General features: G+C 66.7%; 25 protein-coding genes. 11 read left to right on the top strand and 14 right to left on the bottom strand.

Annotated features, from left to right (window positions below; genetic code table 11):
• Nucleotides 1-42: 42 nt before the first annotated feature.
• The 4 genes from H681_RS23700 to H681_RS23685 all read right to left on the bottom strand — a co-directional run bounded on the left by H681_RS23700 (nt 43) and on the right by H681_RS23685 (nt 4,113).
• Complete coding sequence (locus H681_RS23700; protein WP_015479437.1) at nt 43-831, bottom strand: ABC transporter permease; 789 nt, start codon at nt 829-831, stop codon at nt 43-45.
• Nucleotides 828-1,742, bottom strand: coding sequence for an ABC transporter permease (locus H681_RS23695; RefSeq protein WP_015479436.1), 915 nt, complete (start codon nt 1,740-1,742; stop codon nt 828-830). The genes H681_RS23700 and H681_RS23695 overlap by 4 nt, the downstream gene beginning before the upstream one ends.
• Complete coding sequence (locus H681_RS23690) at nt 1,739-2,788, bottom strand: ABC transporter ATP-binding protein (RefSeq protein WP_041712251.1); 1,050 nt, start codon at nt 2,786-2,788, stop codon at nt 1,739-1,741. Before H681_RS23690 ends, H681_RS23695 begins: the two co-directional genes overlap by 4 nt.
• Nucleotides 2,789-3,096: 308 nt before the next feature.
• Nucleotides 3,097-4,113 carry an AraC family transcriptional regulator gene (locus tag H681_RS23685; RefSeq protein ID WP_015479434.1) on the bottom strand — a complete coding sequence of 339 codons (1,017 nt, stop codon included), beginning with the start codon at nt 4,111-4,113 and terminating at the stop codon, nt 3,097-3,099.
• A 138-nt stretch (nt 4,114-4,251) separates the two neighbouring features.
• Between H681_RS23685 and H681_RS23680 the strand changes: the two genes are divergently transcribed.
• The gene (locus tag H681_RS23680; RefSeq protein WP_041712249.1) at nt 4,252-5,181 is read left to right on the top strand and encodes an SdiA-regulated domain-containing protein; all 930 of its coding nucleotides are present in this window, start codon (nt 4,252-4,254) and stop codon (nt 5,179-5,181) included.
• Between the two features lie 18 nt (nt 5,182-5,199).
• Here H681_RS23680 and H681_RS23675 read toward each other — a convergent pair whose 3' ends face one another.
• The 3 genes from H681_RS23675 to rpiA all read right to left on the bottom strand — a co-directional run bounded on the left by H681_RS23675 (nt 5,200) and on the right by rpiA (nt 8,435).
• Complete coding sequence (locus H681_RS23675; RefSeq protein ID WP_015479432.1) at nt 5,200-7,143, bottom strand: autotransporter outer membrane beta-barrel domain-containing protein; 1,944 nt, start codon at nt 7,141-7,143, stop codon at nt 5,200-5,202.
• Between the two features lie 198 nt (nt 7,144-7,341).
• Complete coding sequence (locus tag H681_RS23670) at nt 7,342-7,674, bottom strand: YegP family protein (RefSeq protein WP_015479431.1); 333 nt, start codon at nt 7,672-7,674, stop codon at nt 7,342-7,344.
• Between the two features lie 89 nt (nt 7,675-7,763).
• Complete coding sequence (gene rpiA, locus H681_RS23665) at nt 7,764-8,435, bottom strand: ribose-5-phosphate isomerase RpiA (protein ID WP_015479430.1); 672 nt, start codon at nt 8,433-8,435, stop codon at nt 7,764-7,766.
• A 201-nt stretch (nt 8,436-8,636) separates the two neighbouring features.
• On the opposite strand from rpiA, the gene ilvA reads away from it, so the two are divergent.
• From ilvA to H681_RS23650, 3 genes are all read left to right on the top strand, one after another.
• Nucleotides 8,637-10,151 carry a threonine ammonia-lyase, biosynthetic gene (gene ilvA / locus H681_RS23660; RefSeq protein ID WP_015479429.1) on the top strand — a complete coding sequence of 505 codons (1,515 nt, stop codon included), beginning with the start codon at nt 8,637-8,639 and terminating at the stop codon, nt 10,149-10,151.
• Nucleotides 10,152-10,225: 74 nt separating this feature from the next.
• Nucleotides 10,226-10,693, top strand: coding sequence for a DUF2269 domain-containing protein (locus tag H681_RS23655; RefSeq protein WP_041712762.1), 468 nt, complete (start codon nt 10,226-10,228; stop codon nt 10,691-10,693).
• A 10-nt stretch (nt 10,694-10,703) separates the two neighbouring features.
• On the top strand, nt 10,704-11,171 hold the full coding sequence (locus tag H681_RS23650) for a DUF2269 family protein (RefSeq protein ID WP_015479427.1): 468 nt from the start codon (nt 10,704-10,706) through the stop codon (nt 11,169-11,171).
• A 17-nt stretch (nt 11,172-11,188) separates the two neighbouring features.
• Here H681_RS23650 and H681_RS23645 read toward each other — a convergent pair whose 3' ends face one another.
• Nucleotides 11,189-11,719 (bottom strand): hypothetical protein, encoded by a 531-nt coding sequence (locus H681_RS23645; protein WP_015479426.1) that lies wholly within the window; start codon nt 11,717-11,719, stop codon nt 11,189-11,191.
• Between the two features lie 29 nt (nt 11,720-11,748).
• Complete coding sequence (locus H681_RS23640) at nt 11,749-12,402, bottom strand: HAD family hydrolase (protein ID WP_015479425.1); 654 nt, start codon at nt 12,400-12,402, stop codon at nt 11,749-11,751.
• 147 nt (nt 12,403-12,549) lie between these two features.
• Between H681_RS23640 and H681_RS23635 the strand changes: the two genes are divergently transcribed.
• The 3 genes from H681_RS23635 to H681_RS23625 all read left to right on the top strand — a co-directional run bounded on the left by H681_RS23635 (nt 12,550) and on the right by H681_RS23625 (nt 16,451).
• Complete coding sequence (locus H681_RS23635) at nt 12,550-13,029, top strand: RNA pyrophosphohydrolase (RefSeq protein ID WP_015479424.1); 480 nt, start codon at nt 12,550-12,552, stop codon at nt 13,027-13,029.
• Nucleotides 13,030-13,060: 31 nt separating this feature from the next.
• Nucleotides 13,061-15,340: a phosphoenolpyruvate--protein phosphotransferase gene (ptsP, locus tag H681_RS23630; RefSeq protein ID WP_015479423.1), complete on the top strand. Its 2,280-nt coding sequence runs from the start codon at nt 13,061-13,063 to the stop codon at nt 15,338-15,340.
• Between the two features lie 85 nt (nt 15,341-15,425).
• Nucleotides 15,426-16,451 carry a sensor domain-containing diguanylate cyclase gene (locus H681_RS23625; RefSeq protein ID WP_015479422.1) on the top strand — a complete coding sequence of 342 codons (1,026 nt, stop codon included), beginning with the start codon at nt 15,426-15,428 and terminating at the stop codon, nt 16,449-16,451.
• On the opposite strand, the gene H681_RS23620 is transcribed toward H681_RS23625, so the two are convergent.
• Nucleotides 16,448-17,194 (bottom strand): NRDE family protein, encoded by a 747-nt coding sequence (locus H681_RS23620; RefSeq protein ID WP_015479421.1) that lies wholly within the window; start codon nt 17,192-17,194, stop codon nt 16,448-16,450. The genes H681_RS23625 and H681_RS23620 overlap by 4 nt on opposite strands.
• A gap of 117 nt (nt 17,195-17,311) precedes the next feature.
• Here H681_RS23620 and H681_RS23615 point away from each other — a divergent pair, with 117 nt between their 5' ends.
• Nucleotides 17,312-18,094, top strand: a complete 783-nt coding sequence (locus H681_RS23615; protein WP_015479420.1) for a sulfite exporter TauE/SafE family protein — start codon at nt 17,312-17,314, stop codon at nt 18,092-18,094.
• Nucleotides 18,095-18,114: 20 nt separating this feature from the next.
• Nucleotides 18,115-18,915, top strand: a complete 801-nt coding sequence (lgt, locus tag H681_RS23610) for a prolipoprotein diacylglyceryl transferase (RefSeq protein WP_015479419.1) — start codon at nt 18,115-18,117, stop codon at nt 18,913-18,915.
• A 151-nt stretch (nt 18,916-19,066) separates the two neighbouring features.
• Here the strand turns inward: lgt and H681_RS23605 are convergent, their stop codons facing one another.
• The 4 genes from H681_RS23605 to H681_RS23590 form a co-directional block, all read right to left on the bottom strand.
• Nucleotides 19,067-19,513 carry an NfeD family protein gene (locus H681_RS23605; RefSeq protein ID WP_015479418.1) on the bottom strand — a complete coding sequence of 149 codons (447 nt, stop codon included), beginning with the start codon at nt 19,511-19,513 and terminating at the stop codon, nt 19,067-19,069.
• Complete coding sequence (locus H681_RS23600; RefSeq protein ID WP_015479417.1) at nt 19,513-20,439, bottom strand: SPFH domain-containing protein; 927 nt, start codon at nt 20,437-20,439, stop codon at nt 19,513-19,515. The genes H681_RS23605 and H681_RS23600 overlap by 1 nt, the downstream gene beginning before the upstream one ends.
• A 107-nt stretch (nt 20,440-20,546) precedes the next feature.
• Complete coding sequence (locus H681_RS23595; RefSeq protein WP_015479416.1) at nt 20,547-22,331, bottom strand: GspE/PulE family protein; 1,785 nt, start codon at nt 22,329-22,331, stop codon at nt 20,547-20,549.
• Between the two features lie 137 nt (nt 22,332-22,468).
• Complete coding sequence (locus H681_RS23590) at nt 22,469-23,833, bottom strand: CYTH domain-containing protein (RefSeq protein ID WP_015479415.1); 1,365 nt, start codon at nt 23,831-23,833, stop codon at nt 22,469-22,471.
• A gap of 174 nt (nt 23,834-24,007) precedes the next feature.
• Here H681_RS23590 and argE point away from each other — a divergent pair, with 174 nt between their 5' ends.
• Both argE and argA read left to right on the top strand, forming a co-directional pair.
• A complete protein-coding gene (gene argE, locus H681_RS23585) occupies nt 24,008-25,147 on the top strand; it encodes an acetylornithine deacetylase (protein ID WP_015479414.1) in 1,140 nt (379 codons plus the stop codon).
• A 190-nt stretch (nt 25,148-25,337) separates the two neighbouring features.
• Complete coding sequence (argA, locus tag H681_RS23580) at nt 25,338-26,636, top strand: amino-acid N-acetyltransferase (RefSeq protein WP_015479413.1); 1,299 nt, start codon at nt 25,338-25,340, stop codon at nt 26,634-26,636.
• Nucleotides 26,637-26,645 lie beyond the last annotated feature (9 nt).

Here is a 26,645-nt window from a genome sequence, read left to right as displayed (position 1 = left end):
GGTGAAGCTCCTTGCAATGTTGTTTTGCTTGGCGGCAGGAGGTCAGCGGCGACGCTGGCCGACGTAGTACGACAACGCAACGAACGCGATGGAAATCAACAGTATTATTGAAGATATGGCGTTGATCTTCGGGGAAATCCCCATGCGGATGGAGCTGAAGATGTACACCGGCAGGGTGGTGGCCCCGGCGCCGGCGACGAAGTAGGTGATGACGAAATCGTCCATCGAGATGATGAACGCCAGCATCGCCCCGGACACTATCCCCGGCGTCAGCAGGGGGAAGGTCACCTTCCAGAAGGTCTTCCACGGCGAGGCATAGAGGTCCGCCGCCGCTTCCGCCAGTCTGGGGTCCATGCCTTCGAGCCGGGCGCGGATCGGCAGGTAGGCGAAGGGAATGCAGAACACGATGTGCGCCAGCAGGATGGTGAACAGCGACAGCTTCAGACCGATGAAGGCGAAGAACATCAGGGTCGCGACGGCGGTGACGATCTCCGGCACCAGCAGCGGCAGGCCCAGCACGCCGCTCATCAGGCCCTGGCCCCGGAAGGTACGACCGCGCATGCCGAGGGCGGCGAGGGTGGCCAGCGAGGTGGCGATGAGGGTGGCGAGGCTGGCGACGATCAGCGAGTTCTTCGCCGCGCGGAGGATTTCCGGGTCATCGGCCACCACGGCGTACCACTTGAAGCTGAAGCTCTCCCACAGCGTCGCCGACTGCCCGCTGTTGAAGCTCAATACCACCAGCACGATGATCGGGACGTAGAGGAAGGCGAAGAACAGCCAGGCGGCGGGCCTGACCCCAGTGAAGCGCCAGAGCGGATTGGCCGACTTCATGGATGACCTCCCGCGCCGCCCTGCTTGAAGCGCATGCTGTAGATCAGCATCGCCAGCAGCACGAAGGCCAGCAGGGCGAAGGACAGCGCCGCGCCGAACGGCCAGTTGTGTGCCGTGCCGAACTGCAGCTGGATCAGGTTGCCGATCATCAGCGACTTACCGCCCCCCAGCAGTTCGGGAATGATGTAGCTGCCCAGCGAGGGGATGAACACCAGGATGCAGCCGGCGACGATGCCCGGCATGGCCAGCGGGATGATGATCCGCCTGAGTGCCTTCCAGCGGTTGGCGCCCAGGTCGAAGGCCGCTTCCACCAGGCGCCAGTCCATCTTCTCCAGGCTCGTATAGACCGGCAGCACCATGAACGGCAGGTAGGTGTAGAGCAGCCCGATGATCACCGCGTTGTCGGTATAGAGCAGGCCCAGCGATGCATTGGCAAAGCCCAGCCCGTGCAGCCCCTCGTCGATCAGCCCGCCGTTGCGCAGCAGCAGGATCCAGGCGTAGACCCGCACCAGCAGGTTGGTCCAGAACGGCACCGTGACCAGGAACAGCAGCAGGTTGCGCCGACGCTCGTCCTGCAGCGCCAGGTACAGCGCGGTGGGGAAGCCGATCAGCAGGCAGCCCAGGGTGGTCAGGACCGACAGCCAGAACGAGCGCTGGAAGATGCCCAGGTAGTCGGCGTTGAACGCCAGGCTGTCGTCCAGGTCGCGTTCCCAGAGGAAGTTGATGTAGGCCTCGACGCTGTGCTGGCCCCATTTCACGCCGCCGTAGTCCCCCGGTGCCTGGATCGACACGGCGAACATGATGCCCAGCGGCACGACGAGGAACACCACCAGCATGATCATCGCCGGGCTGGTCAGGGCCAGGCGATTGAGCAGCGATTTGCGTTCGGCTTGTGCGCGCAGCGTACTCATTCGGCCAGCACCCGGATGGCGGTGGCGGGCACGCGGACCCGTACCCGTGCGCCCGGGGCGTGGGTGGAATGGGCGCCGTCGCGGTTCTGCTGACGGACGCGGAAGCCGCCCTGACCGGCGACGTTGAGGTGGTACACGGTGTCGGTGCCGACGTAGACGATGTTCTCCACCACGCCCTCGAGCTGGCCATCCAGCGCAAGCTCGGTGCGTTCCGGGCGGATCGCCAGGGTCACCTTGCCCGGCAGGGTGGTGGCCGCCGGCAGCAGTTGGCCGTCGGGCAGGCGCACGCTGTCGCCGCTGGATTCCCCTTCGAGGAAGTTGGTCTCGCCGATGAAGTCGGCCACCAGGCGGTTGACCGGCGCTTCGTAGATTTCCGTGGGCGTACCGATCTGCATGACCTTGCCGCGACTCATCACCGCGATGCGGTCGGACATGGTCAGGGCTTCTTCCTGGTCGTGGGTGACGAAGATGAAGGTGATGCCGGTCTCGTGCTGCAGGCGCTTGAGCTCGATCTGCATTTCCTTGCGCAGCTTGAGGTCCAGCGCGGACAGCGATTCGTCGAGCAGTAGCACCTTGGGCCGGCTGGCCAGGGCACGGGCCAGGGCGATGCGCTGCTGCTGGCCGCCGGAGAGCTGGTCGGCGCGGCGGTTGCCCACGTCCGGCAGGCGCACCAGGTCGAGCATCTTCTGCACGGTGGCGTCGATGTCGCCACGCTGCTTGCCCTGCATTTCCAGGCCGAAGGCGATGTTCTGGGCCACCGTCATGTGCGGGAACAGGGCGTAGCTCTGGAAGACGGTGTTGACCGGGCGGCGGAAGGGCGGAAGGCCTTCCATCGCGTCGCCGTAGAGGCGGATGCTGCCGGAGGAAGGTTGTTCGAAGCCGGCGATCAGTCGCAGCAAGGTGGTCTTGCCGCAGCCCGAAGGCCCGAGGAGGGTGAAGAACTCATTGGCGCGGATTTCCAGTGACACGTCGTCCAGGGCCTTGAGGCCTTGTCCGGGTGTACCGAACTCCATGCATATCCGCTCGATGGTGATCGCGCTGGTCATGCTCGTACCGTGCAGTTAAGCAGTTGTTATTGTTGAGGTTTTACGGTTTCTAGGACCGTTTCACCTAGCTGCGGATTGATAATGACCAAGGGCTGGGACGCGCAGAACGATAGATCAGGCCAATAAGGGATAAATCAGGCCAAGTTGAAAATCGCTTTTGGGGCACGGGATTCCGGGCGTCAGGAGATGTCGTGCGGAGTTCCGGCTCTTTGTAGGAGCGAGCTTGCTCGCGAACGAATTTCCCGGGAGCTCGGTGTGCATGCGATTCGCGAGCAAGCTCGCTCCTACAGGGAGGGGACGTCAGCGCCTCAGCCGCGATACAGGCTCGGGCTCGCCCCGCTCCAGCGCTGGAAGGCATGGCGGAAGCTGGCCGTCTCGCTGTAGCCGAGCTGCTCGGCGATCAGGTAGATCGGCAGGTCGGTGTCCTTGAGCAACTGCCGGGCACGGTCGAAGCGCACCTCGTCGAGCACCTGTTGATAACTGGTGTTCTGCTGCTGCAGGTGGCGGCGCAGGGTGCGGGTGGAGCGGTGCAGGTGCCGGGCCACGGCGTCCAGGCTGGCAGTGTCCTGCAGATGGCTGGCCAGGTGCTGGCGCAACTGTTCGATCACATCGCCGCGACTGCTGAGCGTCGCGCTCATGCGCAGGCACTGCTGCACGCCGTTGTGGCAGCTCACCGGGTCGGCCAGCGGCAACGGGCGGTCGAGCAGCGCCGGGCTGAAGCACAGGGCGCTGGTCGGCGCGCCAAACTCCACCGGGCAGCCCAGGCGCTCGGTATAGGTGGCGGCGTGCAGCGGCGGTCGATAAGCCAGCAACAGGCGACGTGGACGCACCGACTCGCCGAGCAGGTCGCGGATCACCGTGAGCAGCGAGGTCAGGCACAGTTCGGTGTTGAACACCGTCAGCTCCGGTGCGTAGCGGTAGCCGTCGGCGGTAAATCGGACCTCGTCGCCCTGCGGTTGCAGCGCCAGCCGGAAATAGGTGCCGAGCAGGTCGGGAAAGGACAGCGCCAGTTGCAGTGCATCGCGCAGGGTGCGGCTGGCGAGCATGCTGTAGCCGAGGATGCCGTACGCCGAGACATGCATGCGCAGGCCGAGGTAGAGGCCCAGCGCCGGATCGCGGTGGCAGCCCAGGGCGTTGGCGAAGACCCGCAGTTCCTGGGCATGGGTGATGAGCTTGTGCGGGGTCAGCAGGTCCGTTTCGTCGATGCCGCTGCCTTCCAATAGCCGCTGGCGCGGCACGCCCGCGTGATGCAGCACCTCGGTGGCCAGCACCACGGTATGCAGGGTGGCTTGCTGGCGTTGTTCGGGAAGCAGGGACGCGGGCATCGGTACACCTTTGCGGATGATCGATCGGTCTTGCGCTAACCTGACTCTAGCCTGCGGGCATTTCCATCGCCGCCTTTAAGTTTGGCTTCAGCCGTGGCTGCGAAGCTGCGCGGCCCTTCCGAGATCATCGAGTCCTCCATGCGCCGCCTGCTCACCCCTCGTCGCCTGATCGCCGCACTGCTGCTGCTCGCACTGGCGCTGTTGCTCTGGCTGGGGCAGGTCCTGCGCGTCTATGAGCGGGCCTGGTTCGCCGTCGAGGAGTGGCGTCACGCCGAGGTCTGGCGCGAGCAGTCGCTGTGGCTGCCGGACTACCGGGTGGTGCTGGAGGCGCAGCCGATCGAGGGGCTGGACGACGATGTCTCGGCGCTGACCTACGACCCCGACCGCCAGACCCTCTTCAGCGTGACCAACCAGCCGGCGCAGATCATCGAGCTGTCGCTGGAGGGGCGGGTTCTGCGCAAGATCAGCCTGGAGGACTTCGGCGACACCGAGGCCATCGAGTACATCAGCAAGGATGTCTACGTGCTGAGCGACGAGCGCCGCCAGCGCCTGTTCCAGGTGACCCTGCGCGACGACACCACGCACGTCGATGCCAGCGAGGCCCAGCAACTGTCGCTGGCCCTCGGGCGTGGTGGCAACAAGGGCTTCGAGGGGCTGGCCTACGACTCGGTCGGCAAGCGCCTGTTCGTCGCCAAGGAGCGCGATCCGGTGCGCATCTACGAGGTGCGCGGCTTCCCCCTGGCGCAGGCCGGCGAACCCTTTGCCGTGCACGTGGTGGACGACCTGCGGCACAACCGCAACCTGTTCGTCCGCGACCTGTCCAGCCTGCAGTACGACGAGCGCAGCGGGCACCTGCTGGCGCTGTCCGACGAGTCGCGGCTGGTGCTGGAACTGAGCGCGGATGGCGAGCCGATCAGCTCGCTGTCGCTGCGGCGCGGCATGCACGGACTGCGCCGCAGCGTGCCGCAGGCCGAGGGCATCACCCTGGACGACAACGGCACGCTGTACCTGGTCAGCGAACCCAACCTGTTCTACGTGTTCAAGAAGCGTGAGACGGGCACGCCCTGAGCGTCCCCGACTCCTTCCTCAGAACTGCCACTGCACCCCGAGCGAATAGGACGCCTGGCTGCCTTCGCTGTGGGCGAAGCGCGTATTGGCCTCGGCGAACACGCCCAGTTGCTCGGAGACGGCCAGCAACGCGCCGGCCTGGGCGCGGCCGAAATCCTTGTCCACATCGCCCAGGTCGGCCTCGCGGGTGCGGCCATCGCCCAGGGCGGCCAGCGCGATGTCATCCAGCCGGCCGTCCTCCAGTTCCTTCACCCAGCGCACGCTGGCGTAGGGTTTCACAGCCATCCGCTTGCCCAGCGCCAGTTCGCCGCGCAGGCCCCAGCCGAGGCTGGCCTCCAGCGAGTCGTAGTCCTGTTCCTCGAAGCCCAGCGCAGTGCGCAGGTCGTCGTCTTCGTCGAAGTCGTCGATGCGGTAGTGCACGTAGTCCAGTCCGCCCTGCGGACCGGTCCTGATGCCGGCCACATCGAAGTCGTAGCCGCCGTCGACGCGGGCGCCCCAGAACCAGGCATTGGTGTCGCCGTCGAGGCGCTGGTCGAGCAGGACGGGGCCGTTCTTCGCCTGCAGGTAGACCGCGCGCTTGCTGTCGAGGTCGCTGTAGCCGGCGCTCAGTTCGCCGCCCAGCCAGGCCGGGCCGCCGTCGTTGAACAGACCGTAGAGCCCCAGCTGCCAGGTTTCCGCTTCCAGGCGGGCGCTGTGGTCCAGGTTGTCGCGGCTGCGCTGGAAGCTCAGGCTGCCGCCGAGGGTCAGTGCCTCGCTGGCGCGGTAGTCGCCCAGCAGGTGCACGCCGGCGCGGTGCGAGCGCGGGTCGCCGGGCATGTCGAAGCCGCTTTCCGGGGTGGTTTCGCCTTCCACGCCGACTTCGCCGTCGAAGCTGCCCACCGCGCGGGTGCTGCCCAGCAGGCTTAGCCAGCGGCGGTCATGCAGCCGGGTAAGGGCCAGGTGCTGGCGCTGCAACTGGTCTTCCATCTGCCGCGCCATCGCGCCGCCGGAGGCGGTGGAGGCCAGCAGGTCGGCGTTGGTCAGCTCCAGCACCAGGCGCGTGAGCAGGCGCGAGAAGTCGCGCAGGCGCTGGTCGATGCGTTCCTGGCCGAAGGCGCCGGTGAGCACCTGCTCGTTGTCCAGGGCCGGATTGTGCCAGGTGGCGCCGCCGGGGATGGCCGGGTTGTCGGTCTGGATGTAGCCGTCCAGGTCGCCGAGTTCCCAGTTGGTCGCCTCGACGAACAGTACCGGCACGTTCAGGCCTTCGAAGCTCTCGCCATCGCTGCAGCAGCCGGTGCCGGCGGGGTATGCCGGGTCAAGCCCGGGATTGGTGAACAGCGGAATGTTCAGCTCCTGGGCGATGCGCAGGACCTGCTCGCGGTAGGCGGCCAGCGCCGGGTTGTCGACGCTGTTGAAGCCGGCGTGGGCGTACATCTTGTCGCCGGTGACCAGGCTGTCGAGGTTGATCATCCCCAGCAGGTTGGCGCGCTGCTCGTCGCCGAGCGAGGCGACGTAGGCGCGGGAGCCGCGCAGGCCTTCCTCTTCGGCGCCGAAGCCGACCACTTCCAGGCCGTTTTCCAGGGCAATGCCGCCCAGGTTGCGGGCGATCTCGGTCAGCACGGCGGCCCCGGAGCCATTATCGTCCAGGCCCTGCAGGGTCGGGCGGCCGTAGTAGGTGTCGTAGTGGGCGCCCAGCACCACGAACTGGCCGCTGCTGCCTGGCGCGCTGGCGATGACGTTCTGCGAGCTGCGGTTGCCGGCCCAGGTGAAGTCCTGGACCTGCGTCTGGTAGCCGAAGCTCAGGCGCGACTGCATCAGTGCGGTGGCCCCGGCGAAACTGGTGGTGCCGCGATAACGCCCGGGATAGTCGTTGATCAGGCTATCCAGGGTGTCCCCGGCGTAGTCCCCGTATTCATAGGCGTCGATATTGGCCGACAGCGCGGCGCATCCAAGGCTGACGGCAACGGCTAAGGGTTTGAACACGGCACTTTCCTCTGTGTCGGTTGAGTCGCGCATCGTTTGATGCGTGCGCCGAGCAAAGCAGGATGTGGACCGTTTCGCCGAAGATGGCCGGAATTTGACGCATGGGCGACTGGACGTGTCGCCTCGCTGTAACAATGATGATACACGGCCGGCCGTTGGGCCGGCCGTGTTGTCCGAGGCACTCCGAAAGGATGCGCTTCAGGTTTCGTCGCTGATCGTGGCCTCTGGCGCGTAGCGCTTCACCGCGGCCACGCCGCCCTCGGCATTGGCAAGGCTCGCGTACATCTGGCTCTGGCCGACGACCTGGCCGTTGGTGGCCTTGAGCACGAAGTAATGCTTGCCGTTGGAGGCGCTCTTCACCTCGAAGGCGCCTTCGCGCTGGGCGTTCTTGCGTACCGACTCGATGCCGTCCTGCGCCGAGGTCTTGGCCTTGTACAGCTCGCTGGTCAGCACGATCTCGCCGTTGCTGGCGTGCAGGTTGAAGTGGAACTGGCCATCACTGGCCTTCTTGAGATGGAACTTGCCGGCCATGCCGTTTCTCCGTTGGGTGATTGGTATCCCCAGCGTAGACGGTCGCGAGCGGGAAGAAAGGCGCCATCGGGCAGATGGCGCCCTGGCGGTCAGGCCTTGAGGGTCTTCACGCCTTCGGCGGTGCCCAGCAGCAGCAGGTCGGCCGGGCGCGCGGCGAACAGGCCGTTGGTGACCACGCCGACGATGTTGTTGATCGCCTCTTCCAGCTGTACCGGGCTGTCGATGCGCAGGTTGTGCACGTCGAGGATGATGTTGCCGTTGTCGGTCAGCACGCCCTCGCGGTACACCGGGTCGCCACCCAGCTTCACCAGCTGGCGCGCTACGTGGCTGCGGGCCATGGGGATGACTTCCACCGGCAGCGGGAAGCCGCCGAGCATCGGCACCCGCTTGCTGGCGTCGGCGATGCAGATGAATTCCTTGGCCACCGCGGCGACGATCTTTTCGCGGGTCAACGCGGCGCCGCCGCCCTTGATCAGTTCCAGGCGCTCGTTGGTCTCGTCGGCGCCGTCGACGTAGAACTCCAGTTCGCTGACGGTGTTCAGGTCATAGACCGGGATGCCGTGGCCCTTCAGACGGGCGGCGGTGGCTTCGGAGCTGGCCACGGCGCCGTCGAACTCGGCCTTGTGCCTGGCCAGCAGGTCGATGAAGAAGTTGGCGGTGGAGCCGGTGCCCACGCCGACGATGCTCTTGCTGTCGAGGTGCGGAAGGATGTGGTCGACGGCGGCCTGGGCCACAGCCTGCTTGAGCTGATCCTGGTTCATGGCGAGGGTCTTCTTACCTGGATGGGCGCAACGGCGCCGGAGAATGGTCGAAAGGGCGGATTATAGCGGTCGACGACGCGCCGGTGTTGCGCCGCCGGGCAACTGTTATGGTCATCTGCGCGCGGATTGTTCGGTGGCCCGCGCCGCGCCGGCTGGAGTAGACTCGCGGTTCCTCGAAAAGCCGCCGATATAGCCCTTCCGATGCTCGAACAATACGTCAAGAAGATCCTCACCTCGCGTGTCTACGACGTTGCCGTGGAAACGCCCCTGCAGCCCGCCCGCCAGCTCTCCGAGCGCCTGGGCAACCAGATTCTGCTCAAGCGCGAAGACCTGCAGCCGGTGTTCTCCTTCAAGATTCGCGGCGCCTACAACAAGCTGGCACAGCTGACGCCGGAGGAACTGGCGCGCGGCGTGGTCACCGCCTCGGCGGGCAACCATGCCCAGGGCGTGGCGCTGGCGGCCCGCGAGCTGGGGATCAAGGCGACCATCGTGATGCCGCGCACCACGCCGGAGCTGAAAGTGCAGGGCGTGCGCGCCCGTGGCGGCAAGGCCGTGCTGCACGGCGACGCCTTCCCCGAGGCGCTGGCGTACTCGCTGAAGCTGGTGGAAGAGAAGGGCTACGTCTACATCCACCCCTACGACGATCCGGAAGTGATCGCCGGCCAGGGCACCGTGGCGATGGAAGTCCTCCGCCAGCATCCGGGGCGCCTGGATGCGATCTTCGTCCCGGTCGGCGGCGGCGGCCTGATTGCCGGTATCGCCGCCTACGTCAAATACCTGCGCCCGGACGTCAAGGTGATCGGCGTCGAGCCGGATGACTCCAATTGCCTGCAGGCCGCGATGGCCGCCGGCGAGCGCGTGGTGCTGGGGCAGGTCGGGCTGTTCGCCGACGGCGTGGCCGTGGCACAGATCGGCCAGCACACCTTCGACCTGTGCAAGACGCATGTCGATGAAGTGATCACCGTCAGTACCGACGAGATCTGCGCGGCGATCAAGGACATCTACGACGATACCCGCTCCATCACCGAGCCGGCCGGGGCGCTGGCGGTGGCGGGGATCAAGAAGTACGTCGAGCGCGAGAGCGCCAGTGGGCAGACCCTGGTGGCCATCGATTCGGGCGCCAACATCAACTTCGACCGCCTGCGCCATGTGGCCGAGCGCGCCGAGCTGGGCGAGAAGCGCGAAGCGATCATCGCGGTGACCATCCCCGAGCGTCCGGGCAGCTTCAAGGCGTTCTGCGAGGCCATCGGCAAGCGCCAGATCACCGAGTTCAACTACCGCTACAACACCGACAGCGAAGCGCACATCTTCGTCGGCGTGCAGACGCACCCGGAGAACGACCCGCGCGCGGCGCTGGTGCAGCAGTTGCAGGAGCAGGGCTTCCCGGTGCTGGACCTGACCGACAACGAGCTGGCCAAGCTGCACATCCGCCACATGGTCGGCGGCCATTCGCCGCGCGTCTCCGGCGAGCAGGTGTTCCGCTTCGAGTTCCCCGAGCGGCCGGGCGCGCTGTTCAACTTCCTCAACCGCCTGGGCGGGCGCTGGAACATCACCCTGTTCCACTACCGCAACCACGGCGCCGCCGATGGTCGCGTGGTGGCGGGTCTGCAGGTGCCGGACGAGGAGAAGCACCTGGTGGCCGAGGCGCTGGAAGAAATCGGTTACCCCTACTGGGACGAAAGCGACAACCCGGCCTATCGCCTGTTCCTCGGCTGACGCCGGGGAGCGGGGCCGTCGCGGCGGGTGCTAGTCTTCGCTGAACGCAGGATTGTTCACAGGAACGCATGATCATGGAAAGCTACCAGACCTTCCGAATCCTCCACGGTGCCGCGGCGGTGCTGCCGTTCCTCGCGATCATCGGCCTGGCCTGGTACGGCTGGCGCAGCTGGCGCGGCGGCGACGCCGGGAAGATCGCCACGGCGTTGCAACGTATCGGCCTGGCCGGCTGGGTGCTGGTCGCCGGCAGCATCGCCAGCCTGCCGGTCACCGGCTGGCAGATGGTGCACGGCGCAGGCCTGCCGCTGGGGCAGACCTGGCTGCTGGGCAGCGCCTGCCTGCTGATCGTCGCCACGCTGTTCTGGCTGCTGTTCACCACCCGCCTGTGGCGTATCCGCGGGCTGGCGCTGGTGGCACAGAGCAGTGGCGAGCCGATTTCTGCGGGCGCGGCGCGGCAGTGGAAGTACGGCCTGGCGTTCTTCGTGCTGGCGCTGCTGTGCGTGATCGCGATTCTGGTGCTGATGATCAGCAAGCCGGTGTGATGCCTACCGCGTGAACCTCTACCTGCTGCTCAAGACTCTGCACATCCTGTCTTCCACGCTGCTGTTCGGTACCGGGCTGGGTTCTGCCTACTACAGCTGGCGCGCCTGGCGCAGCGGCAACCTGGAAGCCATCCGCATCACCTTCCGCCATCTGGTCACCGCCGACTGGCTGTTCATCGCCACCACGGCGGTGTTCCAGCCGCTGAGCGGCATCGCCATGGCGCACATGGCTGGCTGGCCGCTGGATTCGGGCTGGCTGCTGTGGAGCCTGGCGCTCTATGTGTTCGCTGGTGTCTGCTGGCTGCCGGTGGTCTGGCTGCAGATCCGCGTGCGTGACATGGCCGAGGCGGCGCACCGCGATGGTGCAGCGTTGCCGCCCAGGGCCTTCCTCTATATGCGCTGGTGGTTCGCCCTGGGCTGGCCGGCGTTCCTGGCCTTCCTGGCGATCTTCTACCTGATGGTCAACAAGACGCTGTAGGCTCCAGCGCTCGGCCGTCAGCAGTTGAAGACGGGGACGTAGCGGGATTCCGTCTTGTGGAAGCGAACGGGCTGGATATCGAGCGCTTCGCCGTTCACTCGAATGACTGGCAGGGTCAGGATGAAGTCTTCCAAGGCGCCGTCGTAGAGCTTTGCCCCACTGGATCGACTACTGATTCGTGGGTCGTTGCTCTGGAAGCCATTCTCCAGCAGGGGAACGCGAATGGTCCGGCGTTCTCCTGAGGGGAGTTCCAGTTCGACGTCTGCGGAATCGGCGCTGATCATTGCAGGCTCGGCGTCACTCGCACCGTAGCTCCATACGAACAGCCTCAGCTCGGTGCCGGCCGTGCTGGCGGTGGGCAGGTCAACGTAGATGAGCAGGCTCTCTGAGCGCTTGGCATTGAAGTACTGCAGTGCCTGCTTGGCGCCGGGACATGTTCTGTCAATTCCGCGAGGCTGGCCCGATTGCGACTCGGGTTGCAGGTATGGGCCTGTGCTGCAGCCTGTCAGTGCCAGCAGGGAAAATAGAGGCAGCAGTCTGCATTTCATCCTTGAAACTCCGGTTTGGCAGCTGCGAATCAGCGCAGGCTGATCACCGGCCAGCCGCGCTCGGTGGCAGTGGCGCGCAGGGTGTCGTCGGGGTCGACGGCCACCGGGTTGGCCACCCGTTCCAGCAGCGGCAGGTCGTTGCGCGAGTCGCTGTAGAACCAGGCGTCGTCCAGCTTCAGGCCGGTTTCGTCGAGCCAGCGCTGCAGGCGGGTCACCTTGCCGCCCTGGAAGCAGGGCACGTCGAAGGTGCGGCCGGTGTAGAGACCGTCCTTCATTTCGCATTCGGTGGCGATCAGCGTTTCCACGCCCAGGCGCTCGGCGATGGGGCCGGTGACGAAACGGTTGGTGGCGGTGATGATCACCAGCTTGTCGCCGGCGGCGCGGTGCTCGGCCAGCAGGGCCTCGCCCTTGGCCAGGATGATCGGCTCGATCACCTCTGCCATGAACTGGCGGTGCCAGATCGCCAACTGCTCCAGGCTGTTGCGGCCAAGGATGGCCTGGGTGAAGGCCTGGTAGGCGAACACGTCCAGGGTGCCGGCCAGGTAGTCGGCGTAGAAGGTATCGTTGCGCGCCTGGTACTCGCCGGCATCCACCAGCCCGCGCTGGCACAGCCATTCGCCCCAGCTGTGGTCGCTGTCGCCGGCCAGTAGGGTGTTGTCGAGATCGAAGAGAGCCAGTCGCACGTTCAATTACCGTTGGTTGCCAATGCTGGAAAGTCGCCTAGAGTAACGGCTTTTGCCGGCCCTGCACATGACGCCGCGCCTCGCGTTGCCGCTGTCACAAGCTTTGTGGAACAATGCGGGCACACGCGATTTCGAGGATGTACCGCCGTGATCGATCCCGATGGTTTTCGCCCCAATGTCGGCATCATCCTTTGCAACGATGTCGGACAGGTACTGTGGGCACGGCGAATCAACCAGGAAGCCTGGCAATTTCCCCAGGGTGGCATCAACGCCCGCGAAACCCCTGAGGAAGCGCTGTTCCGCGAATTGAACGAAGAAGTCGGCCTGGAGGAACAGGACGTACGGATTCTTGCCTGTACCCGTGGCTGGCTGCGTTACCGCCTGCCGCAACGCCTGGTTCGGACCAACAGCCAACCGCTGTGCATCGGGCAGAAGCAGAAATGGTTCCTCCTGCGCCTGACCGGCGAGGAAAGCCGGGTGCGCATGGATGTGACCGGCAAACCGGAGTTCGACGGCTGGCGCTGGGTCAGCTACTGGTACCCGCTCGGCCAGGTCGTGACCTTCAAACGCGAGGTCTACCGCCGGGCCCTGAAGGAATTGGCACCGCGCCTCCTGGCGCGCGACTAGCACGCAAGTTCAAGGAGTTAGACCCCGAGCCATGCTCAACACGCTGCGTAAGATCGTCCAGGAAGTGAACTCCGCCAAGGACCTCAAGGCGGCGCTGGGCATCATCGTGCAGCGCGTGAAGGAGGCGATGGGCACCCAGGTGTGCTCGGTCTATCTGCTGGACGCCGAGAGCAACCGCTTCGTGCTGATGGCCACCGAGGGCCTGAACAAGCGCTCCATCGGCAAGGTCAGCATGGCGCCGAACGAGGGCCTGGTCGGCCTGGTCGGCACCCGCGAGGAGCCGCTGAACCTCGAGAACGCCTCCGAACATCCCCGTTACCGCTACTTCGCCGAAACCGGCGAGGAACGCTATGCCTCCTTCCTCGGCGCGCCGATCATCCACCACCGTCGGGTGATGGGCGTCCTGGTCGTGCAGCAGAAGGAAAAGCGCCAGTTCGACGAAGGCGAGGAGGCCTTCCTCGTCACCATGAGCGCGCAACTCGCCGGTGTGATTGCCCATGCCGAGGCGACCGGCACGATCCGTGGCCTGGGCAAGCTCGGCAAGGGCATCAGCGAGGCCAAGTTCGTCGGCGTCCCCGGCGCGCCCGGCGTGGCCGTGGGCAAGGCCGTGGTGGTGCTGCCGCCGGCCGACCTGGAAGTGGTCCCGGACAAGCCCATCGATGACGTCGAGGCCGAGGTCGAGCTGTTCAAGCAGGCGCTGGAATCGGTCCGCGAGGACATGCGCAACCTCTCCAGCAAGCTGGCCACCCAGCTGCGCAAGGAAGAACGCGCGCTGTTCGATGTCTACCTGATGATGCTCGATGACGCTTCCATCGGCCTGGAGGTCAAGCGCATCATCCGCGCCGGCCAGTGGGCCCAGGGCGCCCTGCGCCAGGTGGTGATGGAGCACGTGCAGCGTTTCGAGCTGATGGACGACGCCTACCTGCGCGAGCGCGCCTCCGACGTGAAGGATATCGGCCGCCGCATCCTCGCCTACCTGCAGGAGGAGCGTAAGCAGACCCTGGCCTACCCGGACCAGACCATCATCGTCAGTGAGGAGCTGTCGCCGGCCATGCTTGGCGAAGTGCCCGAGGGCAAGCTGGTGGGCCTGGTGTCCGTGCTTGGCTCGGGCAACTCCCACGTCGCCATCCTCGCCCGCGCGATGGGCATCCCCACGGTCATGGGCGCGGTCGACCTGCCGTATTCCAAGGTCGATGGCATCGACCTGATCGTCGACGGCTACCACGGCGAGATCTACACCAACCCGTCGCCGCAGCTGGTCAAGCAGTACGGCGAAGTGGTTGCCGAAGAGAAAGAACTGAGCAAGGGCCTGGCCGCATTGCGCGAGCTGCCCTGCGAGACGCTGGACGGCCATCGCATGCCGCTGTGGGTCAACACCGGCCTGCTGGCGGACGTGGCGCGTGCCCAGGAGCGCGGCGCCGAGGGTGTCGGCCTGTACCGCACCGAAGTGCCGTTCATGATCAACGACCGCTTCCCCAGCGAGAAGGAACAGCTCGCCATCTACCGCGAGCAGCTTTCCGCCTTCCACCCGCTGCCAGTGACCATGCGCACCCTGGACATCGGCGGCGACAAGGCGCTGTCCTACTTCCCGATCAAGGAAGACAACCCCTTCCTCGGCTGGCGCGGCATCCGCGTCACCCTCGACCACCCGGAAATCTTCCTGGTGCAGACTCGCGCCATGCTCAAGGCCAGTGAAGGCCTGGACAACCTGCGCATCCTGCTGCCGATGATTTCCGGCACCCACGAGCTGGAAGAAGCGCTGCACCTGATCCACCGCGCCTGGGGCGAGGTGCGCGACGAGGGCGTGGACATCCCCATGCCGCCGATCGGCATGATGGTGGAGATCCCCGCGGCGGTGTACCAGACCCGCGAACTGGCGCGCCAGGTGGATTTCCTCTCGGTCGGCTCCAACGACCTGACCCAGTACCTGCTGGCGGTGGACCGCAACAACCCGCGCGTCGCCGACCTCTACGACTACCTGCACCCGGCCGTGCTGCAGGCGCTGAAGAAGGTGGTCGACGACTCCCATGCCGAAGGCAAGCCGGTGAGCATCTGCGGCGAGATGGCCGGCGATCCGGCCGCCGCCGTGCTGCTGATGGCCATGGGCTTCGACTCGCTGTCGATGAACGCCACCAACCTGCCCAAGGTGAAATGGCTGCTGCGCCAGATGACCCTGTCCAAGGCGCACGAACTGCTCAGCCAACTGATGACCTTCGACAATCCGCAGGTCATCCACAGTTCGCTGCACCTGGCCTTGCGCAACCTCGGCCTCGGTCGCGTGATCAACCCGGCGGCAACCATCCAGGCCTGACGCCGGGCCTCCTATCCTCCCGGCTCCGTGCATTGCCGGGGGGCTCCAAGACGGTGAGGCCGGCGTGCCGGCCAAGGCGAAGCTTATGGGCGAGCTCGACGTCGACCCTGGCACGGACTCCCACGACAATACCCTCACCTTGCGCCTGGCGCTGGACATCGTCAGCGACGGCATCTGGGACTGGCACATCCGTAGCAACCATGTCAGCCGCAGCCCCGGCTGGTACGCCATGCTCGGCTACGATGCGGACAGCCTGCCGGAGAACGTCGCCACCTGGCATGAGGTCATCCACCCGGAAGACTTCGAGCAGGTGATGAACGGCTTCAACGCCTACGTCGAGGGGCGCAGCCAGCAGTACGCCGAGGAATACCGTTGTCGTTGCCTCGACGGCAGCTACTTGTGGGTCAGCGATCATGGGCGCTTCGTCGAGTACGACGAGACGGGACGGGCGACCCGGATGATCGGCGCGCATCGCAACATCCACGAACGCAAGCTGGCCGAGCTGGCGCTGCAGCAGAAGAATCTGGAACTGCAGGCGCTCAACCAGCAACTGGAGGCCTTGGTGGACGCGCGCACCGAGGCGCTGCGCCGGGCCAACCAGGCGCTTGCCGAGCAGGCGGCCATAGCGCTGCGCCTCTCCGAGATCGATCCGCTGACGCAGATTGCCAACCGCCGCCGCTTCGAGCAGCAGTTGCACGCCGAATGGCAGCGTCTGCAGCGCCACGGCCATGCCTGCGCCGTGATGATGTTCGACCTCGACCATTTCAAACGCATCAACGACAGCCTGGGGCATCCGGCCGGCGATCGCGTGCTGGTGGCCGTGGCGGAAGTGGTGCGGCGGCGGTTGCGAGAGGAAGACTGTTTCGCCCGCTGGGGTGGTGAGGAATTCATCGTGCTGCTGCCGGAAACCGCCTGCGAGGAGGCGCGGGAACTGGCCGAGCGGCTGCGCCTGAGCCTGCGCCGCGCGGATATCTCCCTGCCGGTGCAGCTCACCGCCAGTTTCGCCGTTACCGCGATGCGCCCCGCAGAGGATCTGATGGGGCTGATGCGCCGGCTGGACGACGGGCTCTATCGCGCCAAGCAGCAACGCGACTGCATCGTGGCCTGCTAGACGCTCAGGCGCACATCGCCCAGGCGCGCGCCGCTGGGGCCGAAGCTGCGCTCCAGCAGCTCGCGGTGGCCGTCCGCGTGGACGATCAGCGCCGTGCTGGCGCGGGTGCCGTAGTTCTGGCTGGCGATGAATACGCTCGACAACAGCTTCTCGGTGGCCAGGCCCACGCCGGTTTCAGGCAGCTCCCCGTCGCTGGCCTGGCGTTCGTCGGCCAGCAGCGAGACGAGCGCTCCGGCGTCCGGCCGTTCGAGCCGGGTTTCCAGGGCGTTGCAGGCGCGGAGCAGCTTCGGCCAGGGCGTATCCAGCGCGGCATTGGACAGGCCGTGCACGCCGGGGGCCACGGCTGTCGGCGGGCCGATGCGCGGGTTGAAATAGCAGAGCTGTTCCGCGTCCCCGACCAGCAGGTTGAAACCGCTGTAGTCGCTGGCGCGGCGCGCGACGTGCTGCAGGTACTCCAATGGCGCCTGGCGGCCTTGCAGGAAGGCGGCGACCAGTTCGCCCCGCGAGCGCGGCCCCAGCGGCTGGCCTGGATCACGGACGTTGGTCAGCGCCGCGAAGCGGCCACCGGGCGCGATGCCCATCCAGGTGCCGCCGGCTTCCAGGTCGCGGCCGGCGTACAGGCCGGGGGAATCCTCCCACGCCGCCAGCGGCAGGGTGGGGCGGGCGTAGAACTCGTCGCGGTTGGCGGCAACGATCAGCGGCATGGCGTGGTCGGGACGCCAGGCGAAGACGATCAGGCACATCCGGCAAACTCCTCAGTGTGCCGGCAGTCTATCAAGTCCGCCGGAGCCCGTGGGTGGCTGGAGCGCCTGGGGCGCATCGGCTACCATGCCCGCTTTCATTCGTCCGAGGTTGCCCGCATGGAGTTCGTGCTCTATCTGGTACTGGGCGCCTGCGCCGGTGTGCTGGCCGGCCTGTTCGGCGTCGGCGGTGGGCTGATCATCGTCCCGGCCCTGGTGTTCAGTTTCACCGCCCACGGTTTTTCGCCCGATGTGCTGACGCAAATGGCGGTCGGCACTTCACTGGCGACCATCATCTTCACGTCGGTCAACTCGATTCTCGAACATCACCGCCGTGGCGCGGTGCGCTGGTCGCTGTTCATCTGGATGACCGTCGGTATCCTGCTCGGCAGTGCCCTGGGGGCGCTCACCGCGTCGAAGATCCAGGGACCGGTGCTGCAGAAGATCATCGGGGTTTTCGCCATCCTGGTATCGATCCAGATGGCGCTCGGCTTGCAGCCCAAGGGCAGCGGCGAGCCGCCCGGCCGCGTCGGACTGGGCGTCGCCGGCAGTGTGATCGGCTGGGCGTCGGCGATCTTCGGTATCGGCGGCGGCTCGCTGACCGTGCCGTTCCTGTCCTGGCGTGGCGTCCCCATGCAACAGGCGGTTGCGACTTCGTCCGCCTGTGGACTGCCGATTGCCATCGCCGGTGCGATATCGTTCATCGTCGTCGGCTGGCACAACGCGCAGTTGCCGGAGATGAGCATCGGCTTCGTCTATCTGCCGGCGCTGGTGGGCATCGCCCTGACCAGCATGTTTTTCGCGCGCATCGGGGCGCGACTGGCGCACCGCCTGCCGCCCCTGGTACTCAAGCGTTTGTTCGCCCTGCTGTTGTTCGGCGTGGGGCTGAGTTTCCTGATCTGAATTCCTGCTAGGAGAAGCGGATGCTGCCTTATCCACAGATCGACCCGGTCGCCGTAGCGCTCGGGCCGCTTAAAATCCACTGGTACGGCCTGATGTACCTGATCGGTATCGGCGGCGCCTGGCTGCTGGCGTCGCGCCAGCTCAAGCAGTTCGACCCGACCTGGACCAAGGAGAAGCTCTCCGACCTGGTGTTCTGGGTGGCCTGCGGCGTGGTGCTGGGCGGTCGCCTGGGCTACGTGCTGTTCTACAACCTGGACGAGTACATCGCCAACCCGACGCTGATCTTCGAGGTATGGAAGGGCGGCATGTCGTTCCACGGCGGGCTGATCGGCGTGATGCTGGCCACCTGGTGGTTCGGCAAGCGCAACAACAAGAGCTTCTTCCAACTGATGGACCTGATCGCGCCGCTGGTGCCGATCGGCCTGGGCGCCGGGCGCATCGGCAACTTCATCAACGGTGAGCTGTGGGGCAAGGTGACCGACGTGCCCTGGGCGATGATCTTCCCCACCGGCGGCCCGGAGCCGCGCCACCCGTCGCAGCTGTACCAGTTCGCCCTGGAGGGCGTGGCGCTGTTCGTCGTGCTCTGGCTGTTCACCCGCAAGCCGCGCCCGACCGCCTCGGTGTCCGGCCTGTTCGTGCTCTGCTACGGCATCTTCCGCTTCATCGTCGAGTTCGTCCGCGTACCGGACGCCCAACTGGGCTACCTCGCCTGGGGCTGGCTGACGATGGGCCAGGTGCTGTGCGTGCCGATGATCCTCGGCGGTATCGCGCTGATGGTCTGGGCCTACCGCCGCGCCCCTGCGCAGCCGGCGGCGAGCTGAGTTTCGCCTGAATGAAAAAGCCGCCCTAGGGCGGCTTTCTGCTTTTCGTAGGACCGAAGGGGACGCCCAGTCCTTGCTCGCGAACCGAACTCCGCAGCGGGGGCGGGTTCGCGAGCAAGCTCGCTCCTACAGATACCGGTTTGATCGGAGCTCAGATCGGCTCGACGAGCAGCAGCACACCGTCCTGCCCGGTCACGCGCACCTGCGCGCCGGCGGGCAGGTCAGGCCCGCTGACCAGCCAGACGCTGTCGCCGACGCGGATCTTGCCGCGGCCGCCGACGATGGCGTCGTGCAGGGCGAACTGGCGGCCGACCAGCTCGCTGCCGCGGCGGTTGAGGCCGGAGGGTTCGGCCTGGCGCTTGTTCAGGCGCTGGTGGTTCCACCAGTACAGCGCGGTGAGGATCGCCAGCACGCCGAAGGCCAGGCACTGCCAGAGCCAGTCCAGCCCCGGCAGCAGGAATGCCAGCACGCCGGTCAGCGCCGCGGCGATGCCGATCCACAGCAGGTAGCCGCCGGCGCCGAAGATTTCCAGGATCAACAGGACGATGCCCAGCCCCAGCCAGTCCCAGAAGCCGAGATTCTGCAGAAAGGCGGCCATCAGTTGCGGCCCTTGGCGTCACCGAAGGTGGCCTTGACGATCTCGCCGATGCCGCCGACCGCGCCGATCACCTGGCTGGCTTCCAGCGGCATCAGCACGATCTTGCTGTTGTTGGAGCTGGCCAGTTGGCCGAGGGCGTCGACGTACTTCTGCGCGACGAAGTAGTTGATCGCCTGCACGTTGCCGCTGGCGATGGCCTCGGAGACCACCCGGGTCGCCTTGGCTTCGGCCTCGGCCTGGCGCTCGCGCGCCTCGGATTCGAGGAAGGCCGACTGGCGCAGGCCTTCGGCTTCGAGGATCTGAGCCTGCTTCTTGCCTTCGGCGGTGAGGATTTCCGCCGCGCGCTTGCCCTCGGCCTCGAGGATCTGCGCGCGCTTCAGGCGTTCGGCCTTCATCTGGCTGGCCATCGCTTCCACCAGGTCGGCCGGTGGGCTGATGTCCTTGATCTCGATGCGGGTGACCTTCAGCCCCCAGGGCGCGGTGGCCTCGTCGACGGTGCGCAGCAGGCGTTCGTTGATTGCGTCGCGCTGGCTGAGCATGTGGTCCAGCTCCATCGAGCCGAGCACGGTGCGGATGTTGGTCATCACCAGGTTGCGCACGGCGTTTTCCAGCCCGCTCACTTCATAGGCCGCTTGCGCCGCGTCGACCACCTGGAAGAAGCACACGGCATCGATCTGCACGATGGCGTTGTCGGCGCTGATCGCTTCCTGCGGCGGGACGTCCAGCACGCGCTCCATCATGTTGATCTTCTGGCCGATGCGGTCGACCACCGGGATGATGATGCTCAGGCCCGGCTTGAGCGTATGGGTGTAGCGGCCGAAGCGCTCCACCGTCCATTCGAAGCCTTGCGGGACCACCTTGAAGCCCATCAGGACGATGGCGATGGCCAGGATGACGAACAACAGGACGACACTACCGATTTCCATGTGAAAAGCTCCTTGGTCGAAAACTGCCTGTGGGGCGGCTACGGGCCCTGCGCGCTATCGTGGACCAACCCCCGCGCCGGCCGGAAGGGCGATACCCCGCCGACAGGCTACTTCTGCTCGCTCTGCGGAGTGACCCGCAGTACTTCCTCGATGGTGGTCAGCCCGGCGGCGACCTTCTGCGCGCCGGACAGGCGCAAGCTGCGCATGCCCTCCTTGAAGGCCTGGCGGCGCAGCGGGATCAGGTCGGTGTCCGCGCTGATCTGCTCCTTCACGGTTTCGCTCAGCAGCATGATCTCGTAGACCCCGGCGCGGCCCCGATAGCCGGTGTCGCGGCACTCCAGGCAACCGACGGCGCGATGGGCGCTGGTCGGCAGCGGGGCGTTCCACGGCCGGGTCAGTTCCTGCCAGTCCGCCTCGTCCAGTTCCATCGGTTCCTTGCAGTGCGGACACAGGGTGCGCACCAGGCGCTGGGCCATGACGCCGAGCACGGTGGCGCGGATCAGGTAGTAGGGCACGCCCAGTTCGAGCAGGCGGGTGATGGCGGTGGGCGAGTCGTTGGTGTGCAGGGTGGAGAGCACCAGGTGGCCGGTGAGCGCCGCCTGGATGGCCATCTCGGCGGTCTCCAGGTCGCGGATCTCGCCGACCATGATGATGTCCGGGTCCTGGCGCAGCAGGGCGCGCACGCCGCTGGCGAAGGTCAGCTCGATGTTGTGCTGCACCTGCATCTGGTTGAACGAGGGCTCGATCATCTCGATCGGGTCCTCGATGGTGCAGACGTTCACCTCGTCGGTGGCCAGTTGCTTGAGCGTGGTGTACAGCGTGGTGGTCTTGCCCGAGCCGGTGGGGCCGGTGACCAGGATGATGCCGTTGGGCTGGCTGGTCATGCTCTGCCAGCGGCGCAGGTCGTCCGGCGAGAAGCCGAGCTGGTCGAAGGTCTTGAGCAGCACTTCGGGGTCGAAGATCCGCATCACCATCTTCTCGCCGAAGGCCGTGGGCAGGGTCGACAGGCGCAGCTCGACCTCGGCGCCGTCCGGGGTCTTGGTCTTTACCCGGCCGTCCTGCGGCTTGCGCTTCTCGGCGACGTTCATCCGGCCCAGGGACTTGAGGCGGCTGACCACCGCCATCGTGACCTGCGGCGGGAACTGGTAGACGTTGTGCAGCACGCCGTCGATGCGGAAGCGCACCGTGCCCTGCTCGCGGCGCGGCTCGATGTGGATATCGCTGGCGCGCTGCTGGAAGGCGTACTGGAACAGCCAGTCGACGATGGTGACGATGTGCGCGTCGTTGGCATCGGGCTCCTGGTCCGCCGCGCCCAGGTTGAGCAGTTGCTCGAAGTTGCCCACGCCGCTGACCTTCTGGTCCTTGGCGGTGGCGCCGCTGACCGACTTGGCCAGCCGGTAGAACTCCACGGTGAAGCGCTGGATGTCGGTGGGGCTGGCGACCACACGCTTGATCGGGCGCTTGAGGACGTGGATCAGGTTGCTTTCCCAGGCCTGCACGAAAGGCTGCGCGCTGGCGATGGTGACTTCGTCCGGCGCCACGGCCACCGCGAGGATCTGGTGGCGCTGGGCGAAGGCGTAGGACATCAGCGGGGTGACCGCCGCCACGTCGATCTTCAGCGGGTCGATGCGCCGATAGGGCTGCCCTGAGTAGTCCGCCAGCCAGTGCACCAGGGCGTCGAGGTCGAGCTTGCGCCCGCAGCGCTGGCGATCTTCGACCTGCTGCGCGGCGAGAAACTCCAGCGGGTGCTGCTGGTTGTTCACCGCGCTGCGGCGGATGGCCAGGCACTGCTCGGCGTCATCCTGGGCGACGCGGCCCTGGCTCACCAGTTCGCGCAGAATATCGCCCAGGTCGAGCAAGCGGTCCTGGGCGGAGGGGGCGTAGGCGGACATCTGAACTCCTGTTGGTCCTGGCGTGAAGTGACAGGCTTATGTAGGAGCGAGCTTGCTCGCGAACCGCTTTGGCTTGGTGCCAGGCCTGGTTCGCGAGCAAGCTCGCTCCTACAAGGGCCGGCGAGCTCGCCCGGAGCTTATTTCAAAAGCGCCTTCCACGGCTTGAGGGTGAGCACAGTATGGGCCTGGGCCGCCAGGGCATCCAGGCGATCCTCGGCCTCCGGGGCGGCCAGCAGTTCTTCCAGCTTGGCCAGTTCACCGTACAGGCGGTCGACCTCCGGCAGGTCCAGCACGCCGCGCGCCGGGCGCAGCCAGACCAGCATGCGCTGCAGGCGCGGCAGTTGGTCGGCGAGCACTTCGGGCAGTTGCTGGGCGCGTTGCAGCGGCATGGCCTGGGCCTCTTCGGCGAGCGTGCGTTGCAGCCACTTGCCGACCGCGGCGCCGCCCAGGCGGTTGGCGCGCTCGTTGCGCGCCTCGGTCCAGGCCTTGGCCAGCAGCCAGCGCGAGGTGCCCAGGGAGAACTGGCCCCAGCGGGTGTTCGCCAGTTCCTCGCGGAAGGCGTCCGGCATCTGCTGGCGCACGGCTTCGTCGTCGCGGCCCTGTTCGATGCGCGGCAGCCAGTCGGCGATCAGCGCATCGAGGGCGGCGCGCAGCTCGCGGGTAGTGGCGCGCGGCACGGCCTGGCCGAGGCTGCCGAGCAGGGCGCGCAGGTCCACCAGCTGGCGTAGCCAGTCTTCCAGCAGACGCCAGTGGCCGTTGAAGCGGTATTGCTCGGCCAGGCGCTGGCTGCTGCCCAGCAGCGCCCAGGCCAGCGCGGCGAAGGCGCCGTCGAGCGGAGTTTCCGCCAGCAGCTTCTGGGTATCGGGCTGGATGCTGTAGCTGGCCGGGTCGAACAGCCGGTAGCCGCGCTCGGCCTTGCTGATGTCGCAGGGCATCAGCGCCAGGTCGGCGGCCAGTTCCAGCGCCAGTTCCAGCAGCGCGGCGGGTTCGCCCTGGCGCAGCTCCAGCTCCAGCTCGCAGATTTCCTCTTCCTGCTTGCCGGCGATGACCTTGCCCAGGTCCAGCGCGGCCTCGATGACCACCTTGGTCTTGCCGCGACCCCAGGCGATCTCGGCGCGCTGGCGGGTGAAGTCGGTGCTGAAGATCGGCTTGAGCTGCTTCTTGTCCAGGTCGGCGAGGGCGGCCGGCCAGCACTGGTCGTCGAGCTTCTTCAGGTCGAGCTTGTTCTTCTCCAGGTCCCAGTCCCACTCGTTGCGCTCGGACAGCCCGGCGACGCTCTGGCCGCGGGTCTTCAGGGTCTGGATGAACTGCTCGCCGTCGCGGCGCATGCGCAGGGCGACGCGGGCGCGGGCCAGCTCGCGGGTGGGCGTGTCGTAGTACTGGTTGAACAGCTCGCGGAGTTCCCAGCCGGACTTGTTGCGCTTCTTCAGCGCCGGATGATCGCGCAGGGCGTCGAGAGTTTCGCGGCTGGCGCGCAGTTTGATTTCGGTTTCTTTCTGCATGGCGATGTCCGGTCAGAGCGGATGCGCCCGTCTGGCGAAAAGCCTGAAGAGGGGCACGGAAAAGGCGTCAAAGGTGTGCAGTTTACAGGTAGTTCGGTGCGCCTGCCGGGCGGCGCGAGGTTTTACCGCAGGCCGGCATGGTCCATAGTGGAAACCACGCCCTCGGAGGACACCATGCCGTTGCCGCCCTTGAAACAACGCTTTGCCGAACTGATCGCCCTGTCGTCGGTGAGTTGCACCCAGGCCGCGCTGGACCAGTCGAACCGACCGGTGATCGAGCGCCTGGCCGGTTGGCTGGATGACCTGGGCTTCACCTGCGAGCTGCAGGCCGTCTCGCCGGGCAAGTCCAATCTGATCGCCGTGCTGGGCAGCGGCCCCGGTGGCCTGGTGCTGGCCGGGCATACCGACACGGTGCCCTACGACGAGGCGCTGTGGAGCAGCGATCCGCTGCGCCTGGACGAACGCGATGGCCGCTGGTACGGCCTGGGCGCCTGCGACATGAAGGGCTTCTTCGCCCTGGCCATCGAGGCGTTGCTGCCCTTGTTGGACCAGCCGTTGAAGCAGCCGCTGATCCTGCTCGCCACCTGCGACGAGGAAAGCTCGATGGCTGGCGCCCGCAAGCTGGCCGAGTCCGGGCGGCCGCTGGGGCGTGCGGCGGTGATTGGCGAACCCACCGGCCTGAAGCCGATCCGCCTGCACAAGGGCGTGATGATGGAGCGCATCGACATCCTGGGCCAGAGCGGTCACTCCTCCGACCCCAGCCTGGGGCGCAGCGCGCTGGAGGCCATGCACGCCGCCATTGGCGAGCTGCTGGCGCTGCGCGGCGAGTGGCAGCGCGAGTTCGCCAATCCGCAGTTCAGCGTGCCGCAGCCGACGCTCAACCTCGGCTGCATCCACGGCGGCGACAACCCCAACCGCATCTGTGGCCAGTGCGCCCTGGAGTTCGACCTGCGCCCGCTGCCCGGCATGCAGCCGGAGGCTCTGCGCCAGGCCATTCGCGAGCGCCTGCGGCCGGTCGCCGAGCGCCATGCGGTGCAGCTCGACTACCGCCCGCTGTTCCCCGCCGTGCCGCCCTTCGAAGAGGCGGTGGACAGCGAGCTGGTGCGTATCGCCGAAAGTCTCAGCGGATATTCGGCGCAAGCGGTAGCCTTTGGCACTGAAGCACCGTATCTTCAGCAGCTCGGCTGCCAGACCCTGGTGCTCGGCCCCGGCGACATCGCCTGCGCCCACCAGCCGGACGAGCATCTTGCCCTGGACCGCATCGAGCCGACCGTGGAATTGCTGCGCGGACTGATCCGCCACTATTGTCTGTAGAGCGTCGTCCCTGGAGCGCTGCCTCCGGGAAGTCGCCTGCGGAGATTCGCCTGTAGAACGCCCGCAACAGGGCCCGACGTACTGTAGAGGAGAAGCCTGTCGATGTTCCTGCGACGACGATAACCGCGCCGCCCGGCCCCGGCCGCATTCGACAGACTTCCGCCCACTCGCACGACAGGCTTTTCAAGCAATGCACGACTACGTCAACTGGCTGCGCCACGCTTCGCCCTACATCAACTCGCACCGGGACTGCACCTTCGTGGTGATGCTCCCCGGCGAGGGCGTCGAAGACCCCAATTTCGGCAATATCGTCCACGACCTGGTGCTGCTGCACAGCCTGGGCGTGCGCCTGGTGCTGGTGCACGGCTCGCGCCCGCAGATCGAGGCGCGCCTGGCCTCGCACGGTCTGGCGCCACGCTTCCATCGCGGCCTGCGGGTGACCGACGCGCCGACCCTGGGTTGCGTGATCGACGCCGTGGGCAACCTGCGCATTGCCATCGAAGCGCGCCTGTCGATGGACATGGCCGCCTCGCCGATGCAGGGCTCGCGCATGCGCGTGACCTCCGGCAACTTCGTCACTGCGCGGCCGATCGGCGTGGTCGACGGCATCGATTACCACCACACCGGCGAAGTCCGCCGGATCGACCGCAAGGGCATCAACCGCCAGCTCGACGAGCGCAGCATCGTGCTGCTCTCGCCGCTGGGCTACTCGCCCACCGGGGAAATCTTCAACCTCGCCTGCGAGGACGTGGCCATGCGCGCGGCCATCGACCTGGGCGCGGACAAGCTGATCCTCTACGGCGCCGAACGCGGCCTGCTGGACAGCAACGACAAGCTGGTGCGCGAGCTGCGCCCGCAGCAGGTGCCGGCGCACCTGGAGCGCCTCGGCGCGAGCTACCAGGGCGAGCTGCTGGATGCCGCCGCCCAGGCCTGCCGCGCGGGCGTGCGTCGCAGCCATATCGTCAGCTACACCGAGGACGGCTCGCTGCTCAGCGAGCTGTTCACCCGCACCGGCAACGGCACCCTGGTGGCCCAGGAACAGTTCGAACAACTGCGCGAGGCGGGCATCGAGGACGTCGGCGGTCTGCTGGAGCTGATCCGCCCGCTGGAGGAGCAGGGCATCCTGGTGCGCCGCTCCCGCGAGGTGCTGGAGCGCGAGATCGAGCAGTTCAGCATCGTCGAGCGCGAAGGGCTGATCATCGCCTGCGCGGCGCTCTATCCCATCGCCGATTCCGAGGCTGGCGAACTGGCGTGCCTGGCGGTGAACCCGGAGTATCGCCACGGCGGGCGTGGCGACGAGCTGCTGGAGCGTATCGAGCAGCGCGCGCGCAACCTCGGTCTGAAGACCCTCTACGTGCTCACCACCCGCACCGCCCACTGGTTCCGCGAGCGCGGCTTCCAGCCCAGCAGCGTCGACCGGCTGCCAACGGCGCGCGCCTCGCTGTACAACTACCAGCGCAATTCGCAGGTGTTCGAGAAGACCTTGTAACGGCTGCCC

The organism is Pseudomonas sp. ATCC 13867 (assembly GCF_000349845.1).
Classification (GTDB): Bacteria; Pseudomonadota; Gammaproteobacteria; order Pseudomonadales; family Pseudomonadaceae; genus Pseudomonas.
This window is presented reverse-complemented; position numbering and strand designations above follow the sequence as displayed.

Bases quoted from the DNA above. Each gene is read 5' to 3' on its own strand.
- H681_RS23670 (WP_015479431.1), bottom strand. From the start codon at position 7,674: ATGGCCGGCAAGTTCCATCTCAAGAAGGCCAGTGATGGCCAGTTCCAC.
- H681_RS23595 (WP_015479416.1), bottom strand. From the start codon at position 22,331: ATGTCCGCCTACGCCCCCTCCGCCCAGGACCGCTTGCTCGACCTGGGC.
- H681_RS23600 (WP_015479417.1), bottom strand. From the start codon at position 20,439: ATGGAAATCGGTAGTGTCGTCCTGTTGTTCGTCATCCTGGCCATCGCC.
- argA (WP_015479413.1), top strand. From the start codon at position 25,338: ATGCACGACTACGTCAACTGGCTGCGCCACGCTTCGCCCTACATCAAC.
- H681_RS23625 (WP_015479422.1), top strand. From the start codon at position 15,426: ATGGGCGAGCTCGACGTCGACCCTGGCACGGACTCCCACGACAATACC.
- H681_RS23605 (WP_015479418.1), bottom strand. From the start codon at position 19,513: ATGGCCGCCTTTCTGCAGAATCTCGGCTTCTGGGACTGGCTGGGGCTG.
- lgt (WP_015479419.1), top strand. From the start codon at position 18,115: ATGCTGCCTTATCCACAGATCGACCCGGTCGCCGTAGCGCTCGGGCCG.
- H681_RS23655 (WP_041712762.1), top strand. From the start codon at position 10,226: ATGGAAAGCTACCAGACCTTCCGAATCCTCCACGGTGCCGCGGCGGTG.
- H681_RS23685 (WP_015479434.1), bottom strand. From the start codon at position 4,113: ATGCCCGCGTCCCTGCTTCCCGAACAACGCCAGCAAGCCACCCTGCAT.
- argE (WP_015479414.1), top strand. From the start codon at position 24,008: ATGCCGTTGCCGCCCTTGAAACAACGCTTTGCCGAACTGATCGCCCTG.
- H681_RS23680 (WP_041712249.1), top strand. From the start codon at position 4,252: ATGCGCCGCCTGCTCACCCCTCGTCGCCTGATCGCCGCACTGCTGCTG.
- H681_RS23695 (WP_015479436.1), bottom strand. From the start codon at position 1,742: ATGAGTACGCTGCGCGCACAAGCCGAACGCAAATCGCTGCTCAATCGC.
- H681_RS23690 (WP_041712251.1), bottom strand. From the start codon at position 2,788: ATGACCAGCGCGATCACCATCGAGCGGATATGCATGGAGTTCGGTACA.
- H681_RS23590 (WP_015479415.1), bottom strand. From the start codon at position 23,833: ATGCAGAAAGAAACCGAAATCAAACTGCGCGCCAGCCGCGAAACTCTC.
- H681_RS23615 (WP_015479420.1), top strand. From the start codon at position 17,312: ATGGAGTTCGTGCTCTATCTGGTACTGGGCGCCTGCGCCGGTGTGCTG.
- H681_RS23645 (WP_015479426.1), bottom strand. From the start codon at position 11,719: ATGAAATGCAGACTGCTGCCTCTATTTTCCCTGCTGGCACTGACAGGC.
- H681_RS23700 (WP_015479437.1), bottom strand. From the start codon at position 831: ATGAAGTCGGCCAATCCGCTCTGGCGCTTCACTGGGGTCAGGCCCGCC.
- rpiA (WP_015479430.1), bottom strand. From the start codon at position 8,435: ATGAACCAGGATCAGCTCAAGCAGGCTGTGGCCCAGGCCGCCGTCGAC.
- ilvA (WP_015479429.1), top strand. From the start codon at position 8,637: ATGCTCGAACAATACGTCAAGAAGATCCTCACCTCGCGTGTCTACGAC.
- H681_RS23620 (WP_015479421.1), bottom strand. From the start codon at position 17,194: ATGTGCCTGATCGTCTTCGCCTGGCGTCCCGACCACGCCATGCCGCTG.
- ptsP (WP_015479423.1), top strand. From the start codon at position 13,061: ATGCTCAACACGCTGCGTAAGATCGTCCAGGAAGTGAACTCCGCCAAG.